Raw genomic sequence first — 15,388 nt, 5'->3', positions numbered from 1 at the left:
GGCGCGGCGGCGGGCGCGGCGGCGGGCGCGGCCGGCGGCAACGGCGGCGGGCTGGCACCCCATCCCTGTCCGAGGAAGCTGGTGGCGGCCGGGGCCGCGCCGGCCTGCTGCAGATGCGCGATCTGCGCCCTGGCCTGCTCGAGCGCCTGCTCCAGCAGCAGTGCGCGCTGCACCAGCAGGTAGGTCGCGTCCGGCTGCCCGGCCAGGCGGTCGCGGATCAGCGCGTCGGCCTGCGGGTCCTTGGCCACGCCGCCGCCGGCGCGCAGGCGGGCGAGGAAGTCGTCGAGTAGTTGCTGTTCTTGCGGGGTCATGCCGTTACCTGGGAGAGAGGGCCGGCCGAGTGCCGGCAGGCACAGCATGGGCATGCCACGGCCCAGGCAAAGGGGTGCCGCCGTCGCCGGTGCAGACGGCGTTCATCCGCGTGCCGCGCGCTCAACCGCGCGCGGCGCGCCGCTTCAGCCAATACCCCACCGCCAGGATCAGGAACCACGCCGGGCTCACCAGCAGCGCCTGCAGCGTATCGGGCTGCAGCGTCAGCAGCACCAGCACGAACGCGAAGAACGCCAGCACCACGCAGCACATCGCCACGCCGCCGGGCATCTTGAAGGTGGACGCGGCATGCAGCTGCGGGCGCTTGCGCCGATAGGCGATGTAGGCGCACAGGATCAGCGACCAGACGAACATGAACAGCACCGCCGACAGCGTGGTGACCAGGGTGAACGCGGTCACCAGGTTCGGCACCACGTAGATCAGCAGCGCCCCGGCCATCAGGCAGGCGCAGGAGAACAGCAATCCGCGCGCCGGCACCGCCGCGCGCGAAAGCCTGGCGAAACCTTTGGGTGCATGCTTTTCCTCGGCCAGGCCGTAGAGCATGCGGCTGGTGGAGAAGATGCCGCTGTTGGCCGAGGACGTGGCCGAGGTCAACACCACGAAGTTGACCAGGCTGGCCGCGGCCGGCACGCCCGCCAGCACGAACAGCTCCACGAACGGGCTTTTGCCCGGCACCACCTCGCGCCACGGCGTCACGCACATGATCGCCGCCAGCGCCAGCACGTAGAACACGATGATGCGCACCGGGATCGAGTTGATCGCCTTGGGCAGGTTGCGCATCGGATTGGCGGTCTCGGCCGCGGTGGTGCCGACCAGCTCGATGCCGACGAAGGCGAACACCGCGATCTGGAAGCCGGCGAAGAACCCGGTCGCCCCCATCGGGAACATGCCGCCGTCGTTCCACAGGTTGGCCAGCGAGGCCACGTGCCCGTCCGGGGAGCGGAAGCCCCAGGCGACCATGCCGGCGCCGGTGACGATCAGCGCGGCGATCGCCACGATCTTGATCAGCGCGAACCAGAATTCCATCTCGCCGAAAAGCTTCACCGTCACCAGGTTGAGCACGAGCAGCAACAGCACGCACATCGCCGCCGGTATCCACGGCGCCAGCCCCGGGAACCAGAACTGCGCGTAGTTGGCGATCGCGATCACGTCGGCGATGGCGGTGATGATCCAGCAGAACCAGTACGTCCAGCCGCAGAAGAAGCCGGCCCACGGCCCGAGCAGGTCGGTGGAGAAGTCGATGAACGACTTGTACTCCAGGTTCGACAGCAGCAGCTCGCCCATCGCGCGCATCACGAAGAACAGCATCGCGCCGATGATCATGTACACGAACAGGATCGAAGGGCCGGCCAGGCTGATGGTCTTGCCCGAGCCCATGAACAGGCCGGTGCCGATCGCCCCGCCGATGGCGATCAGTTGGAGGTGGCGGTTGGAGAGGGAACGCTGGAGGTGGTCGGGGACGGACGGATCGGACATGGGGGCGGACGGCGGTGGCGAAGGCAAGCGGCCAACTTAAGAGAAGCCCGCCGCCCGCGCCAGCCTCGATCGCCGCGCCCGCGGGCGGGGCTACCGCCGGCCCGCCCGCAGCGTGCCCGGCCGGGCTCAGAAACGGTAGGTGAAGCCCAGCGTGGCGCGCCGGCCGGGCGCGTAGTGCAGGTTGCTGTACTGGTCCAGGACGAAGTACTTGCGCGCGGTCAGGTTCTCGACGTTCAACTGCACCGAGGCGCGCGGCCCGAAGGCGTAGCGCGCCATCGCGCTCAGCAGCGTCACCGCCGACTGGTCCACCCGGCGCAGCCCTTCCGGCACGGGCGCGCTCACCATGGCATGACTGGCCGCCTGCCAGTTGACGCCGCCGCCCACGGTCAGCCCGCTCCACTCGCCGGGCAGGCGCCAGGTGCTGAACAGCCGCACCAGCGTGCGCGGCAGGTCCGGGCGCAGTTGCTCGCCGCCCGGCCCTTCCAGCGTGAAGTGCGACCAGCCGAACGACGCGTTCCAGCCCTCGGCCAGCTCGCCCGACGCTTCCAGCTCGAAACCGCGCGAGCGCGTGCCGTCCACCGCGGAGTAGGCCTGGGTGATGCCGTCCGGCAGGTACTGCCCGGGATCGGCCACCGCCACGTTGTCCTGGCGCGTGTCGAACAGTACCAGCGAGGTGTTCAGGCGCCCGTCGAGATGGCGGCCCTTGATGCCGGCCTCGCGGCTGCTGCCCAGCACCGGATCGAGGAAGCTGCCGTCGGCCCGGCGGAACGGCTGCGGGTTGAATACCTGGGTGTAGCTGACGAACGCCGAGTACACCGGCGTGATCGCGTACACCAGCCCGGCGTACGGCACGGTCTTGTTGTGCTCGTGGTGGAACACGCTGCTGTCGCGGGTATCGTTCTTCCAGCGGCTGTAGCGCGCACCGGCGATCAGCGTGAGCGGCTCGGCCAGCGACAGCCGGGCGGCGGCGTAGGCGCCCTGCTGGTCGGTGCGGTTGTCGGCGGACTTGCGCTTGTCGGCGCTGAAGTCCGGATAGGGGTAGTCCCCGTCCCACGCCAGGAAGTCGCCGACCGCGGCCAGCTCGCCATGGCTGGCCTCGAACGTCTCCGTGTCGTAGCGCGAGCCGCTCAGCCCGACCACCAGTTCGTGCTCGCGGCCCCAGGCCCGGAACGGGCCGGAGGCGTACAGATCGAGCATGTTCTGGCGCCCTTCCTGGCGCGCCCGGTAGGCGTAGGGCGTCATGCCCTCGCCGGTCAGCCGGTCCGGGAATCCCTCGACGTAGAACAGCGCCATGTCGCCCTCGGTGGCGCGATGGCTGGCCATCGCGCGCAGCTGCCAGCCGTTGCCGAAGCGGTGCCGCAGGTCGGCGAACGCGGTCTGCGTGGTGTTGTACCAGTACGTCCAGTCGGCCGCGCTGTTGAAGCCGCGCGGCCATTCCAGGAAACCGCCATCGGCGTAGAACACCGGATAGAACCCCCAGGTGATGCGCTCCGGCCGGGTCCTCTGGTAGTCGTAGCCCACGCTCAACGTGGTGTCCGGCGCGAGGTCGGCATCGACCACGCCGTACAGCACCGTCTTCTTGCCGTGGTAGCGGTCCAGGTACGAGTCGCCCTGCTCGTAGGCCCCCACCACGCGGCCACGCACGCGGCCATCCCCGCTCAGCGGCGAGGCCACGTCGACCGTGCCGCGCCACGTGTCCCACGAGCCCGCGCTGAGCGAGGCCTCGCCCTGGGACTCGCGGCTGTCGGCGCGCTTGCGCACGAAGTTGATCATCGCCGAGGGGTTGCCCGCGCCGGTCATCAGGCCGCTGGCCCCGCGCAGCACCTCGATGCGCTCGTAGATCGCGGTGTCCAGGCTGCCGTCGGCGGATTCGGCATTGAGGCCCGGCGCGACCGGCACGCCGTCGTAGGCCATGTTCTGGACCAGGAAGCCGCGCGAGTAGAACAGCACGCGCTCGGTGTCGTAGGCGTTGGACGAAACGCCGGTGACGTTGTCGAGCACGTCGCGCACCGAGGTCATGGCCTGGTCCTCGATGCGCTGCTCGGTCACCACGGTCAGCGACTGCGGGGTCTGCTGCGGCGTCAACGTCAAGCGCGTCGCGGCCGTGCTCTGCTCGACCGTATACGCGCGCGGAAGCGTGCCGCGGACATTGACCGCATCGAGCGTGGTGGCATTGTCGGGCGCCTCCGATCGCGACTGCGCCATCGCCGACAGCGCAACGGAAAGACTGGCCGCCAGCAGGCCCAGGCGCAACGCGCCGCAACGGGAATGGAACATGGAACGCAGCTCCCCAGGAAAGGTTTGGAACGCAGCCATCGGCATGCGCAGGTGACGACGATCTGGCGGGCGGGGAGCTGGCGTGTCGTCGGATGGCGCGATTCTACCCGAGCGCCGCGGCGGGCACACGGACAGCCGCCGCGGTCGGGGGGACGGCGTCGTCCTTCAGCGGCCGGCGCGCCGGGATGCCTCGCCGCATTCCAGCGCGATCACGTCCAGGTCGCGTGCGACCACCACGTCGACCGGGTCGCGACGCGCGGCGAGCCGGCCGGCGAACGCCGGCGCGAACGATTCGGTCCGGCCCATGATGTGGGAGAGCACGAGCCTTCCCGGCTTCGCCTCGTCCACCCGCTGCAGCAGCCGCGCGGGCGGCATGTGCAGCGCATTGGCGACGGGGTCGCCGTCGTCCGCCACCGCCAAGTGGACGACCAGGACATCGGCGCCCTTCGCGAACCCCGCGAGCCGGCCGGCCTGGTCGCTGGTGTCGCCGGCGAACACGATGGCGCGCCCGTGCTTCTCGATCCGCCAGGCCAGTGCCGGGATCGGCCCGTGCGACACCGGCATGGCGCTGATCGCGAATCCGTCGATCTCGGTGCGGTAGATCCCGGGTCGTTCCCAGTCCGCGCCGATGTCGACCGGGCGCAGTGCGTACCGGTCCGGCGCGCGCGCATCGACGTAGTCCGAGAGATACCGGTAGGCACCGCCGGGCGATGCGAAGAGCGCATCGACGAACTCGCGGGTCGAGGGGACGCGCCCGTTGCCGCCGGGTCCGAGGATGGGCAGGTCCCTGGTGCGGTCGCCGAAGTACGAGGCCTTCACCAACGATGCCAGGTCGACCGAATGGTCCACGTGCACGTGGCTCAGCAGCACTGCCTGCAGGTCCTCGATGCGCGCTCCGCTCCTGGCGAAGTTCGCCATCGCGCCCGCGCCCGCGTCGATCATCAGTTTCGCCTTGCCGTCCTCGCGGACCAGGTAGGAGGTGGATGCGCGCCCATGCGCCAGCTCGGGCCCGCCGGAACCGAGCACGACCAGTTCCAGGCCGGGCTTCGCGCCGGCCCAGGCGAGCGCCGGGAGGCAAAGCAACGCGGCGAGGGCCATGGCATGGCCCAGCGCGCCGGTACGCCGCGGGCTACGCATCGAGGACCTTCCCCTGCCGGGCGAGCAGGACGATGCCCGCCAGCGCGAGCGCCAGGCCGGCGGCCGGTACGAGCCACGCCACCGCGATGCCCGCCACCAGCAGCACCACCGACCAGACGCGCAGGACCTGCGCCGGGTCCACCGCGCCCCGTGCGGCGGCCGGTGCGAACCCGCGGCGGAACAGCGCGTCCAGGCTCAACCGGCCGGGGCCGAACACCACCAGCGGCCACAGCATCGCGGCGAACAGCAACGGCAGCTTGAAGTTGCCGTAGCCCTGGTCGGTGATCGCATAGCCCATCCACAATTCGGCGAACGAACTCCAGGCTTCGGGCCAGTGCACCGCCGCGGTCGCCACGACGGTCAGCAACAGCAGGACCGCGGCGAAGAAGCGCGTCGCCAGGCCGAGCAGCAGGCAGAGCGCGCCGGCGATCTCCAGGGCCATGGACAAGGTCCAGTTGAAATCGGCCGGGAACAGCGAGAACGGCGCCGGCAACGCGATCGAGCCGAACCAGTTCTCGCCCCGGTATTTCTCCAGGCCCGCTTCGAGGTATTCCCAGCACAGCAGCGCGCGGATGGGCAGCAGGCCCACCACGTCGCCGCCGCGCTCCAGGCTGGCGCACCACGCGAGGATGCGCGCGGGTTTCGATGTCATCGTCTCTCCTTCGTTGGGTTCAAGGGGGTGGATCGCGTCATGCCGCGGCGAACACGATGTCCTGTTCCAGCATCCGCTCGAGCGTCGAACGCCCCTGCGCCATGAACGTGGCGAGCGCCGGCCCCGCCACGCCGAGCCGGCGCGCCACCCGTGCCAGGTGCTGCCGCGCGGTGCGCTGGCGCGCCTGCGAGACGGATCGCAGCAGTTCGAAGGCGACGATGCCCAGTTCGGTGAAACGGACCTGGTGGTCGCGCGTCCTTCGCGCGAGCAGCAGCGTGGGCTCGGCAGGCGGCGCCCCGGGCAGCTCGCCGCCGCCGATCCGGTGGACCGGCCAGCGGTAGGCCAGCGCCCAGGCCAGCGGGTTCGGCACGAGCGGCCGGTCGTCGATGCCGCCGGCAGGCCGCGCGGTCGCGCCCGGGTAGGCGTCCTCGCTGATCGACAGCGCCAGTTCGACCCACTCGTAGTGGGCCAGTTCGGGAAGGAACGCCGGCAAGGGATCCTGCGTGGCTCGTTCCGCCCGCCGGCACAGGTAGCGATGGAACTCCTGGCCGATCTCGGTGAACAGCGGCGTCGTGCAGCGGTGGTCGCGGAAGAAATCTCGCACCAGCGCTTCCCAGCGCCCGGCCATGACCTGCCGGATCACCGGGAAGTTGGCTTGCAGCAGCTCGGCCATGTTGTTGAACAACAGCTCCCGGTACACCGCCAGCCGGCGCGGGGGCACGCCCGCCATCGCGGCCGCTTCGGGATCGCGCAGGCATCGGCCCATGCGCAACTGGTGGTCCCGCAACGCGGCGGGCGCCTGGACGCGGCTCATGCGGGCGCTCCCGTTCCCGCCGCCAGCCGGCGGATGAGCTGCAGCTCGCTCCTCAGGTCCCCGTAGCCGGGAAAGTTGGCGTCGCGCTCCAGCAGCGTGGGCCGGGGCCCGATGCTCCGGTAGGCCTGGGCCAGCAGCGCCCAGACCGGATCCTTGACCGGCGCGCCATGGGTGTCGATCTTCAGCCCGTCCGGTTCGTCGTAGTGCCCGGCCACATGGTAGTAGCGGACGCGCCCGGCCGGCATCGCCGCCAGGAAAGCGGCCGCGTCGTAGCCGTGGTTGGCGGCGTTGACGTAGACGTTGTTGACGTCGAGCAGCAGGTCGCAATCGGCTTCGGAAAGGATCGCCTTGACGAAGGTCGCCTCGTCCATCTCGCCGGTGGCCGGCGCGTAGTAGGAGATGTTCTCCACCGCCAGCCTGCGCCCCACCGCGTCCTGCACCCGCCGGATGCGCCCGGCCACGTGCCGCACCGTTTCCTCGGTGAACGGCAACGGGAGCAGGTCGTACAGGTGGCCGTCGTCGCCGCAATAGCTCAGGTGCTCGCTGTACAGGTCCACGCGGTGCCTGTCCATGAAGCCGGCGACCTTCTTCAGGAACGGCAGGTCGAGCGGCTCGGTGCCGCCCAGGGAAAGGGACAGCCCGTGGCACGCCAGCGGCTTGCGCGCGGCCAGTTCGTCCAGCATCTCCCCGAACCGGCCGCCCACCCCGATCCAGTTCTCCGGCGCGCACTCGACGAAGTCGAAGTCGCGCGCGTCCGCCTCCAGCAGCGTGCCCATCAGGGCACGCCGCAGGCCGATGCCCACCGCCATCGCGTCGATGGCGGTGCCATGCCGGCGCGCCGGAACGGCGGTATCAGGCCGCGCCACCGCAGCTGCCCTCGGCGCCGGTCTTCTTCCCGCTGCCGCACTTGCCCTCGGCACCCGCTTTCTTGTCGCTGCCGCACTTGCCTTCGGCGTGCTTCTTGCCGGCACCGCACTTGCCTTCGCCGCACTTGCCCTCGGCACCGGCCTTCTTCTCCCCGCCGCACTTGCCTTCGGCGTGCTTCTTGTCGGCACCGCACTTGCCCTCGCCGCACTTGCCCTCGGCCGCCTTCGCCGCCGCGGGCGCGGCCTGCATGTAGCCGGCGGCGAGCTCGGTCATCGCGAACGCATTGGCGGACAGCGCCAGCGCCCCGGTGAGGGCGACGGCCGCCAGGGTGCCCTTGACCGGGCCGTTGTGCTTGTTGTGGGACATGCTTGACTCCTGTTGGTTGGAAAAGCCTGGTTCCAGGCGGGCCTGGATCCGCGACGGGCGCCGCGGATCCGGTTCTTGGCAGGCATCGCGAGGACGGTCCCCTGCGATGGCGCCTTGCGGCCGCCCTCCGGCCGCAAGGCGACGCGGCTCCCGCCGCGCCTGCGTGTTCGATGTCCGCTATCGGCTCAGGTACTCCCGGGCCAGCACGCGCGCGCGGTGCAGGCGCGCCTTGGCCGCTTCCCGGCCGACCTGCAGCCGCTCGGCGATGTCGGCGATGGACAGGCCTTCCAGGTCGCGCATCAGCAGGATCGTGCGGTAGTGCCCGGGCAAGGATTCCAGCGCCGCGGCGATGTCCTGGCGCCACTCCACCGGTTCGGCTTCCACCGCCGGCAGGATCTCCTCGGTGATCGCATCGCCGGCCAGCATCCGGCGGAGGCGCTTCATGCGGTTGCACTCGCGCTTGACGATGCGGAACAGCCACGACACGAAGGCGTCCAGGCTGCGCAGGCTGCCCAGCTTCCTCGACACGGTGATCAGGCTCTCCTGCACCGCGTCCTCCACGTCGTTGATCGCGCAATGGAACTCGGCGTAGCGGCGCAGGTCCTGGCGCGAGCAACGCAGCACCCGCTCCAGCGCGGCGGCGTCGCCGGCATGGGCATCGGCCAGGTCTGCTTCATCGATCGCCATGCGGCCCACGAGCGTCACTCCAGAAATTCGACACAAGGAAAGAGGAAGGAACGAGGCGAAAAGGTGCGCGGCGCGGCGGCCGCGGCGCGGAACCGCTCAGGATCCGTTCACGCGGCCGCGGCAGGCGGACGCCGCCGGAGCGGCCGCGGCGAGTTCCTCGTCGAAATGCCGGTGCGCTTCCCGGTAGCGGGAGGCGATCGCCGCGATGTCGTCCGGCCCGGCCGGCGGGCTCACCAGGTAGCCCTGGATGGCGTCGCACTCCATTTCCGCCAGGGTCGCCTGCTGTTCGAGCGTCTCGACGCCTTCGGCCACCACCCGCAGGCTCACGGCCTTGGCCAGGGTGATGATCGCGCTGACGATGGCCGGATCCTCGGCGTTCTCGGTCAGTCCCGCGATGAAGCTGCGGTCGAGCTTCACTTCGTCGACGGGCAGCCGCCGGAGGTGCGCCAGGCTGGAGTAGCCCACGCCGAAATCGTCCAGCGACACGCGCACGCCGAGCGAGGCCAGCCTGCGCAGCACCGCCAGGCTGAGTTCCGGGTTGCGCATGGCGCCGGACTCGGTCACCTCGATGGTCAGGTCGCGCGGGTCCAGCCCGTAGCGCTCCAGGGCCCCGCAGATGTCGCGGAAGAAGGCCGGCGAGCCGATCTCGAACACCGACGTGTTGATCGCCACGCTCCAGTCGGCCACGCCCTGGTCGCGCCAGGCGCGCATCTGGCGGCAGGCCTCGTCCAGCACCCAGCGGCCGATGTCCACGATCGCGCCGGTCTGTTCGGCCAGCGGGATGAAGTTGTCGGGCGTGATGACCCCGTGCCTGGGGTGCTTCCAGCGCAGCAGCGCTTCCACGCCGACGATGCGCCCGCGCTGGATGTCCAGCTTGGGCTGGTACAGCAGGAAGAACTCGCGCCGCTCCAGCGCCTGCCGGATGTCTTCCAGCAGCAGCTCGATCTCGGTCGCGCTGCGGCTCATCGCCGCATCGTAGAGTTCGTGGCGGTTGCGCCCGCGCTCCTTCGCCAGCCGCAACGCGATGCCGGCCTGCTCGATCAGGCGCGCGTGCCGGGACCCGGCCGCGGTGTCCAGGGCGATGCCGATGCTGGGCAGCAGGTCGACCGAACGCCCGCCCAGCTCGAACGGCGCCTGCAGGCAGCGGAGCACGCGGCGCGCGATCACCTTGACCTGGTCCGGTTCGGCGACCTCGGCCAGCACGGCGAAGTCGTCGCCCTCCATGCGCACCACCAGGTCGCCGGTCCGCGTCGCCGCCTGCAGGCGCCGCGCGGCCTCGCGCAACAGCGCGTCACCGCCGTCGCGGCCATGGCGGCCGTTGATCGCATGGAAATCGTCCATGTCCACCACCAGCAGCGCCATCCGCGCCGCGCCCGGATCCGGGTATTGCAGGCGGCGTTCCAGCGCCAGGCGGTTAGGCAATCCGGTCAATGGGTCCATGGTTTTCATGTCCGGCCTCCAGGGGTCGCTCGAGGGGCGAAACGTGCGGGTCGGCGAATCGACGCCGGCGAGGGTCGGTCCGATTCTCGTGCCGGCGCGCCGGCCGTTGAATGCAACAACTACGAATCGCGCCGGCGCGCGCCGCCGGCCAGTGCGCGGGAAAGGCCGGCGCGCTCGATCTCCAGCGCCAGCAGCAGTTCGATCTCGTCCAGCCGGTCGCGGATGCGCGCGTTGGCGGCGGCATCGGCGTGGCCGGCGCCCATGTGGGCATCCAGCAGCGCCGCGAACAGCGGATACAGCAGCTCCGCCTCGCTCCGCGCCGCTTCCCGCAGCAGGCCGGCCAGCGCGCGCGCACGATCGCCCCCGTCCCCGGCATGGCCGGGGCAGGCGGGGCGGCAGGACGGGGCGTGGAGCGCGTTCATGCCGCCACTGTGTCCCGCCGGCGCGGTCGGGACCATGCAACAACTCCGAAAATCCCGCTCAGCCTGCCAGGGCGTCGAGGTAGGCGGCGAGCGCGCTGCGGAAGCGCCGCACCGCCGGGGCGTGGCCGACGAGGCCTTCGCGGGCGATGTAGCTCATCAGCACCCGGGCGGAGGCGGCCAGTTCCTCCCCGTCGACCAGTGCGATGCCGCCGGCGATCCGGTGCAGGCGGTCGCAGACCGCCTGCGCGTCCGCACCGGCCAGCGCCGCGTCGAGCGCCGCGATGTCCTCGCGGGTGGCCGGGACGAGGCTGTCGATCATCTGCCGCACCACCGCCTCCGAGCCGTAGCGGCGCACCAGCCCGGCGCGATCCGGCGCGGGCGCGCCGGCCGGCTGCTCCACCAAGGCCGCGGCCTGCGCTGCCGGCGCGTCGGCGCCGGGAGCGAGCCAGCGCGCCAGGCACGCCCTGAGCGCCTCCAGCGCCACCGGCTTTGCGAGGAAATCGTCCATGCCGGCATCGCGGCAGCGCTCGGCCTCCCCCTCCAGCGCGCTGGCGGTCAGCGCGATGATCGGCAGGCGCGCCGCGCCGGCCCGGCGTTCGCGCTCGCGGATCTCGCGCGCCAGCGCATAGCCGTCCATGCCGGGCATCCGGCAGTCGGTGATCATCGCGTCGAACCGCTCCGTCGCCAGCCGTTCCAGCGCCGCCTGCGCGTCCTCGACCACGCATCCGTCCAGCCCGAGCTGGCGCATGCGCCACTGCATCAGGGTGCGGTTGGTGGGATGGTCCTCCACCACCAGCACCCGCCGCCCGGCGAACCCGGCGCCGCTGCTGCCGGGGACCGCGGCCTGCGCCTCGCCGTCCGGGGCCGGGGCCGTCGCGTACGGCAGCGCGAGCTCCACTTCCACCCGGGTGCCGCGCCCCGGCTCGCTTTCCAGGCGGAGCGCCCCGCCCATCAGGTCCACCAGCCGCCGGCAGATGCTCAGGCCCAGGCCGCTGCCGCCGTGGCGCCGCGATGCGGCGATGTGCGCCTGCGAGAACGGCTGGAACAGCCGGGCCTTCTGCTCGGCCGGGATGCCGATCCCGGTGTCGCTCACCGACAGCCGCAGCCGTTGCGCGCCCGGCTGCGGGTCGAGCGCCTCCAGCGCGATCGCCACCTCGCCCCGGTCGGTGAACTTGATCGCGTTGCTGACCAGGTTGAACAGGATCTGGCGCAGGCGCACGCCGTCGGCGAGATGCCGCCCGGCCACCGCGGCATCCACGCGATGGTGCAGGAGCAGGCCTTTCTCGGTCGCGAGCGGCATCAGCATCTGCTGCACGTTGCCGACCACGCGCCGCAGGTCCACCGGTTCGGCGGCGAGCGCCAGCGCGCCGGCTTCGATCTTCGAGAAATCCAGGATGTCGTCGAGGATCTGCCGGAGCATCTGCGCCGAGTCGTGCATCGTGCCGAGGATCGTGCGTTGTTCCCCGTCCAGGCGGGTGTGCTCCAGCACCTCGAGCATGCCCAGCACGCCGCTCATCGGCGTGCGGATCTCGTGGCTCATCGTGGCCAGGAAGTCGGCCTTGGCGGCGGCGGCGCGCTCGGCCTCCTGCTTGGCCGCGGCCAGCGCCTCGGCCTGGGCATGCGCTTCGGTGACGTCCACCCAGTAGCCACTGAGCAGCAGGGCGCCGTCGCTGGCGGCATGCGCCTGCGCGCTGGAGCGCACCCAGCGCCAACCGTCGGGCGAGCGCGCGCGGAACTCGATGTCCAGCGGCCGCAGCGTTTCGGCCACCCGCGCCATGGCCTCGGCCAGGCGCGGCTGGTCGTCCGGATGGACCCGGGCGAACAGGCGCCGTTCGTCCTGCAGCGCTTCCTCCGCCGCCAGCCCGAACAGCGAGCGCATGTCGCCGGTGATGAAGGGGAACGAGATGCGGCCGTCCGGCTCGCGGCGGGCCTGGTAGACCACCGCGGGCAGGTTGTCGGTGACTTCCGCCAGGCGCCGTTCGACCGCGCGCCGGACCGCCACTTCGCGGCGCAGCCGGACGTGGCCCAGGCCGTGCACCACCCCGGCCGTGAGCAGCACCAGCGCCAGCGGGATCGCCCAGCGGGCGATGCGGCGCCAATCCACGCCGTTGCGGTACTCCACCGCCAGCCAGTCGCTGCGGATCGCCTCGCGCTCGCGCGGGCTCATCGAGGCCAGCAACCGGTCGAACGCGCTGGCCAGCGGCGCGTACTCGCGGCGCACCGCCAGCGCCAGGTGGTCGTCGAAGCCGGCCGGCGCGGCGATGTTCAGGCGGCCGGGGTAGTGCCGTCGCACCAACTGGTCGGCCGCCGCCAGGTTGCCCACGTAGGCGTCGGCCTTGCCTTCGGCCAGCAGCTCCAGCGCGGTACGGGCGTCGGGCGCGGGCACGATGTGAGCTTCCGGCGCCCTGTCGCGCACGTAGCGGCCGATCCGCTCCGGGTCCGACAGCACCAGCGTGCGGCCCTGCAGGTCGGCCAGGCTGAGCACCGCGCGCCCGTCCATGCGGGTGACGATGACGTTGGGCACGCTCAGGAAGGGCTTGCTGTAGACCCACGTGCCCTCCGGGAACCGGCTGTCGGTGGGCACGCCCATCACCGCGTCCACCTTGCCGTCGAGCATCTGCCGGCGGATGTCCTGCCAGCTGCCGGCATGGGTGCGCTCCAGGCGCGCGCCGATGCCGCGCAGCCGTTCCAGGTACTCGGCGGCCAGGCCGCTGGCCTTGCCGTCCTCGTCCAGGAAGGAGATCGGCGCCCACTGCGTGGCGAAGCCCAGCCGCAGGTGCTTGGCCAGTACCGCCGCCTCGGCCGGCGCCAGCGCCAGCTGGCGGCGGTCGGTCCAGCGCAGCGGCTCGAGCCAGCGCGCCTCGATCCGCCGGCGCTGTTCCGCATCCAGCTCGGCGAGCGCCGCATCCAGCGCCTCGGCCAGCGGCTGCTTGGCGTTGGGCACGCCGAAGTGCAGCGATTCCGGCGCGAGCGCGCTGGGGCGCAGCAGCGACAACCGCTTCAGGCCGTGCTCGGCGATCAGTTGCTGGGCCACGTAGGCGTTGCCCAGGAACACGTCGGCGCGGCCGTCGGCCACCATCGCCAGCGCATCGAGCGTATCGCGCGCCTGCAGGTGGCGCGCGCCGGGATAGTACGCGCGCGCCATCTCGCCGCTGAGGAAGCCCGCCTCGGTCGCGATGCGCAGGTTGGCCAGGCCCGTCTCGCGCCCGTCGCCGGCGCTGCCCCGCCGCCCGACCACCGCGATCGGCGCCTTCGCGTACTCGTCGGTGAAGACCATGCAGCGGGTGCGCTCGGCGGTCAGCGACACGTTCATCACCACGTCGATCTCGCCGCGGCACGCCGCGTCCAGCAACTGCGACCAGCCGGGGTACGTGCGCACGCGCAAGCGCAGGCCCAGGCGCTGCGCGAGCGCGTGCAGGTAGTCGGGGCCGAGCCCTTCGGGACGCCCCCCGCGGACGCGCTCATAGGGCGGCCAACCGCTGTCGTATACTCCCAGCACGATCGTCGGATGGGCAGCCACCCACGCTTGCTGTTCCGGCGACAACAGGGGCAGGCCCTCGCCCGCCCGGGCCTGCGCCGCAGGCCACGACAGCAGCACCAACCCCAGCACGAGCCAACGGACGATAAGGAACGACGTCATGTCGTACGACCTCACGGAGTTGCGACGGCGGCAGGACGCGGAAACGACCGGCGTCCCTGGCGGCAGGCCATACTAGGCCATGCGGCTGCGCATCATCATCGCCGACGACCATCCCGTCGTGCGCATCGGCGCGCGCGCCGTCATCGAGAACAGCGGCGTCGGCGACGTGGTGGCCGAGGCCAGCAGCACCGACGAACTGATGGAGTGCCTGGCCTCGCATCCCTGCGACGTGCTGGTCACCGATTTCGCCATGCCCGGCGGCCGGCAGGCCGACGGCATCGCGCTGATGGAACTGATCCGGCGCCGCCATCCGCGGCTGCCGGTGCTGATGCTCAGCATGGCCAACAACCTGGGCCTGCTGAGGATGGTGGCCTCGGCCGGCGTGCTCGGCCTAGTGGACAAGGGCTCGTCGATGGACGAGCTGCCGGTCGCCATCCAGACCGTGCACCGCGGCGCACCCTACATCAGCCGCGGCCTGAAGGAACGCGTGGCCGAGATCGGCGCCGAGGACGTGAACGGCTCGCCGGCTCGCCCGCTTTCCCCGCGCGAGACGGAAGTGCTGCGCCTGCTCGCCTCGGGCCTGACCGTGCGGGAGATCGCCGACCAGCTGCATCGCAGCATCACCACGATCAGCCGGCAGAAGGGCGATGCCATGCGCAAGCTCGGGCTGAAGAACGACGCCGAGCTGTTCCACTACCTGCGCACGAACGGCTTTTCCAACTAAGCTCCGCAGCGGTGCCGCGCGCGACGGCTCAGTTGTAGGTCAGCGTCAGCGTCGCCCTTCCGGTCACCGAGCCTTCGGTCGGCCGCTCGGCCGTCTGGTAATAGCGGGCGAACAGCTGCACGGTCGTGGTCGGCGAGACGCTGTCGAACGTCCAGGGCTGCCGCAGCACGAGCGCCGGGCCCGCCGCGGCGCGCGCGACCTGCAGCCCGACCCCGGTGGCCGCGTCGGCCCCGCCCTGCACCGAGAGCACGTCGCTGGTATTGCCGGGCGTGGTCTGGTCGGCGAGGCTGGCGGTGACCCGGATGCCGTCGATCGGGCAGTTCAGCACGATCGGCGGCATGTCCTCGTACCGGGGCGGCGCCCAGCCCACCCCGGTCATGTCGTTGATCGACACGTCGGCCAGCGTCTTGGTGATCGAGCCGGTCTGCACCGAACAGGAGCCAGGCGTGACCCGGCCATTGATGGTGATGTCCACGTTCTGCGCGCGGGCCTCGCCGGCGCCCAAACCGCACGCCAGCAGCACGGGGAGCGCGTACTTCACGATGTCCATGGGTTG

Annotated in this window: 12 protein-coding genes and 3 pseudogenes; 1 reads left to right on the top strand and 14 read right to left on the bottom strand. The window is 71.4% G+C overall.

The window, feature by feature from the left end:
- From FD678_RS16380 to FD678_RS16325, 13 genes and pseudogenes are all read right to left on the bottom strand, one after another.
- On the bottom strand, positions 1-311 hold a 311-nt coding region (locus FD678_RS16380), incomplete at its 3' end, for a DUF2076 family protein (protein WP_140726143.1).
- 121 nt (positions 312-432) lie between these two features.
- A complete protein-coding gene (gene cycA, locus FD678_RS16375; RefSeq protein ID WP_140726140.1) occupies positions 433-1,806 on the bottom strand; it encodes a D-serine/D-alanine/glycine transporter in 1,374 nt (457 codons plus the stop codon).
- 126 nt (positions 1,807-1,932) lie between these two features.
- Entirely contained in the window at positions 1,933-4,083 is a 2,151-nt protein-coding gene (locus FD678_RS16370) for a TonB-dependent siderophore receptor (protein WP_218569786.1), read from the bottom strand.
- A 165-nt stretch (positions 4,084-4,248) separates the two neighbouring features.
- Complete coding sequence (locus tag FD678_RS16365) at positions 4,249-5,220, bottom strand: MBL fold metallo-hydrolase (RefSeq protein ID WP_140726133.1); 972 nt, start codon at positions 5,218-5,220, stop codon at positions 4,249-4,251.
- Positions 5,221-5,407: 187 nt separating this feature from the next.
- Positions 5,408-5,872: pseudogene (locus tag FD678_RS16360) on the bottom strand (HvfX family Cu-binding RiPP maturation protein); the annotation flags it as partial.
- 37 nt (positions 5,873-5,909) lie between these two features.
- Positions 5,910-6,686: an HvfC family RiPP maturation protein gene (locus FD678_RS16355; RefSeq protein ID WP_140726128.1), complete on the bottom strand. Its 777-nt coding sequence runs from the start codon at positions 6,684-6,686 to the stop codon at positions 5,910-5,912.
- Entirely contained in the window at positions 6,683-7,495 is an 813-nt protein-coding gene (locus tag FD678_RS16350; protein WP_140726230.1) for an HvfB family MNIO-type RiPP peptide maturase, read from the bottom strand. Before FD678_RS16350 ends, FD678_RS16355 begins: the two co-directional genes overlap by 4 nt.
- 43 nt (positions 7,496-7,538) lie before the next feature.
- A pseudogene (locus FD678_RS20975) lies at positions 7,539-7,652 on the bottom strand (HvfA family oxazolone/thioamide-modified RiPP metallophore); the annotation flags it as partial.
- A 36-nt stretch (positions 7,653-7,688) separates the two neighbouring features.
- Positions 7,689-7,802: pseudogene (locus FD678_RS20970) on the bottom strand (HvfA family oxazolone/thioamide-modified RiPP metallophore); the annotation flags it as partial.
- A gap of 294 nt (positions 7,803-8,096) precedes the next feature.
- A complete protein-coding gene (locus FD678_RS16340) occupies positions 8,097-8,624 on the bottom strand; it encodes an RNA polymerase sigma factor (protein WP_218569785.1) in 528 nt (175 codons plus the stop codon).
- 78 nt (positions 8,625-8,702) lie between these two features.
- Entirely contained in the window at positions 8,703-10,055 is a 1,353-nt protein-coding gene (locus tag FD678_RS16335) for a putative bifunctional diguanylate cyclase/phosphodiesterase (RefSeq protein WP_140726118.1), read from the bottom strand.
- A gap of 110 nt (positions 10,056-10,165) precedes the next feature.
- Positions 10,166-10,468: a hypothetical protein gene (locus FD678_RS16330; protein WP_140726115.1), complete on the bottom strand. Its 303-nt coding sequence runs from the start codon at positions 10,466-10,468 to the stop codon at positions 10,166-10,168.
- Between the two features lie 58 nt (positions 10,469-10,526).
- Positions 10,527-14,108, bottom strand: a complete 3,582-nt coding sequence (locus tag FD678_RS16325; protein WP_140726113.1) for an ATP-binding protein — start codon at positions 14,106-14,108, stop codon at positions 10,527-10,529.
- A gap of 79 nt (positions 14,109-14,187) precedes the next feature.
- Here FD678_RS16325 and FD678_RS16320 point away from each other — a divergent pair, with 79 nt between their 5' ends.
- Positions 14,188-14,832, top strand: coding sequence for a response regulator transcription factor (locus tag FD678_RS16320; protein WP_140726109.1), 645 nt, complete (start codon positions 14,188-14,190; stop codon positions 14,830-14,832).
- Positions 14,833-14,860: 28 nt separating this feature from the next.
- Here the strand turns inward: FD678_RS16320 and FD678_RS16315 are convergent, their stop codons facing one another.
- Positions 14,861-15,382, bottom strand: a complete 522-nt coding sequence (locus tag FD678_RS16315) for a fimbrial protein (RefSeq protein WP_140726106.1) — start codon at positions 15,380-15,382, stop codon at positions 14,861-14,863.
- Positions 15,383-15,388 lie beyond the last annotated feature (6 nt).

The organism is Pseudomonas sp. Hp2, from assembly GCF_006386585.1.
Classification (GTDB): domain Bacteria; phylum Pseudomonadota; class Gammaproteobacteria; order Xanthomonadales; family Xanthomonadaceae; genus Pseudomonas_S; species Pseudomonas_S boreopolis.
This window is presented reverse-complemented; position numbering and strand designations above follow the sequence as displayed.

Excerpts from the sequence above, each read along its gene's own strand:
- FD678_RS16335 (WP_140726118.1), bottom strand. The coding sequence starts at position 10,055 with ATGAAAACCATGGACCCATTGACCGGATTGCCTAACCGCCTGGCGCTG.
- FD678_RS16365 (WP_140726133.1), bottom strand. The coding sequence starts at position 5,220 with ATGCGTAGCCCGCGGCGTACCGGCGCGCTGGGCCATGCCATGGCCCTC.
- FD678_RS16355 (WP_140726128.1), bottom strand. The coding sequence starts at position 6,686 with ATGAGCCGCGTCCAGGCGCCCGCCGCGTTGCGGGACCACCAGTTGCGC.
- FD678_RS16315 (WP_140726106.1), bottom strand. The coding sequence starts at position 15,382 with ATGGACATCGTGAAGTACGCGCTCCCCGTGCTGCTGGCGTGCGGTTTG.
- cycA (WP_140726140.1), bottom strand. The coding sequence starts at position 1,806 with ATGTCCGATCCGTCCGTCCCCGACCACCTCCAGCGTTCCCTCTCCAAC.
- FD678_RS16325 (WP_140726113.1), bottom strand. The coding sequence starts at position 14,108 with ATGACGTCGTTCCTTATCGTCCGTTGGCTCGTGCTGGGGTTGGTGCTG.
- FD678_RS16330 (WP_140726115.1), bottom strand. The coding sequence starts at position 10,468 with ATGAACGCGCTCCACGCCCCGTCCTGCCGCCCCGCCTGCCCCGGCCAT.
- FD678_RS16370 (WP_218569786.1), bottom strand. The coding sequence starts at position 4,083 with ATGTTCCATTCCCGTTGCGGCGCGTTGCGCCTGGGCCTGCTGGCGGCC.
- FD678_RS16350 (WP_140726230.1), bottom strand. The coding sequence starts at position 7,495 with ATGGCGGTGGGCATCGGCCTGCGGCGTGCCCTGATGGGCACGCTGCTG.
- FD678_RS16320 (WP_140726109.1), top strand. The coding sequence starts at position 14,188 with ATGCGGCTGCGCATCATCATCGCCGACGACCATCCCGTCGTGCGCATC.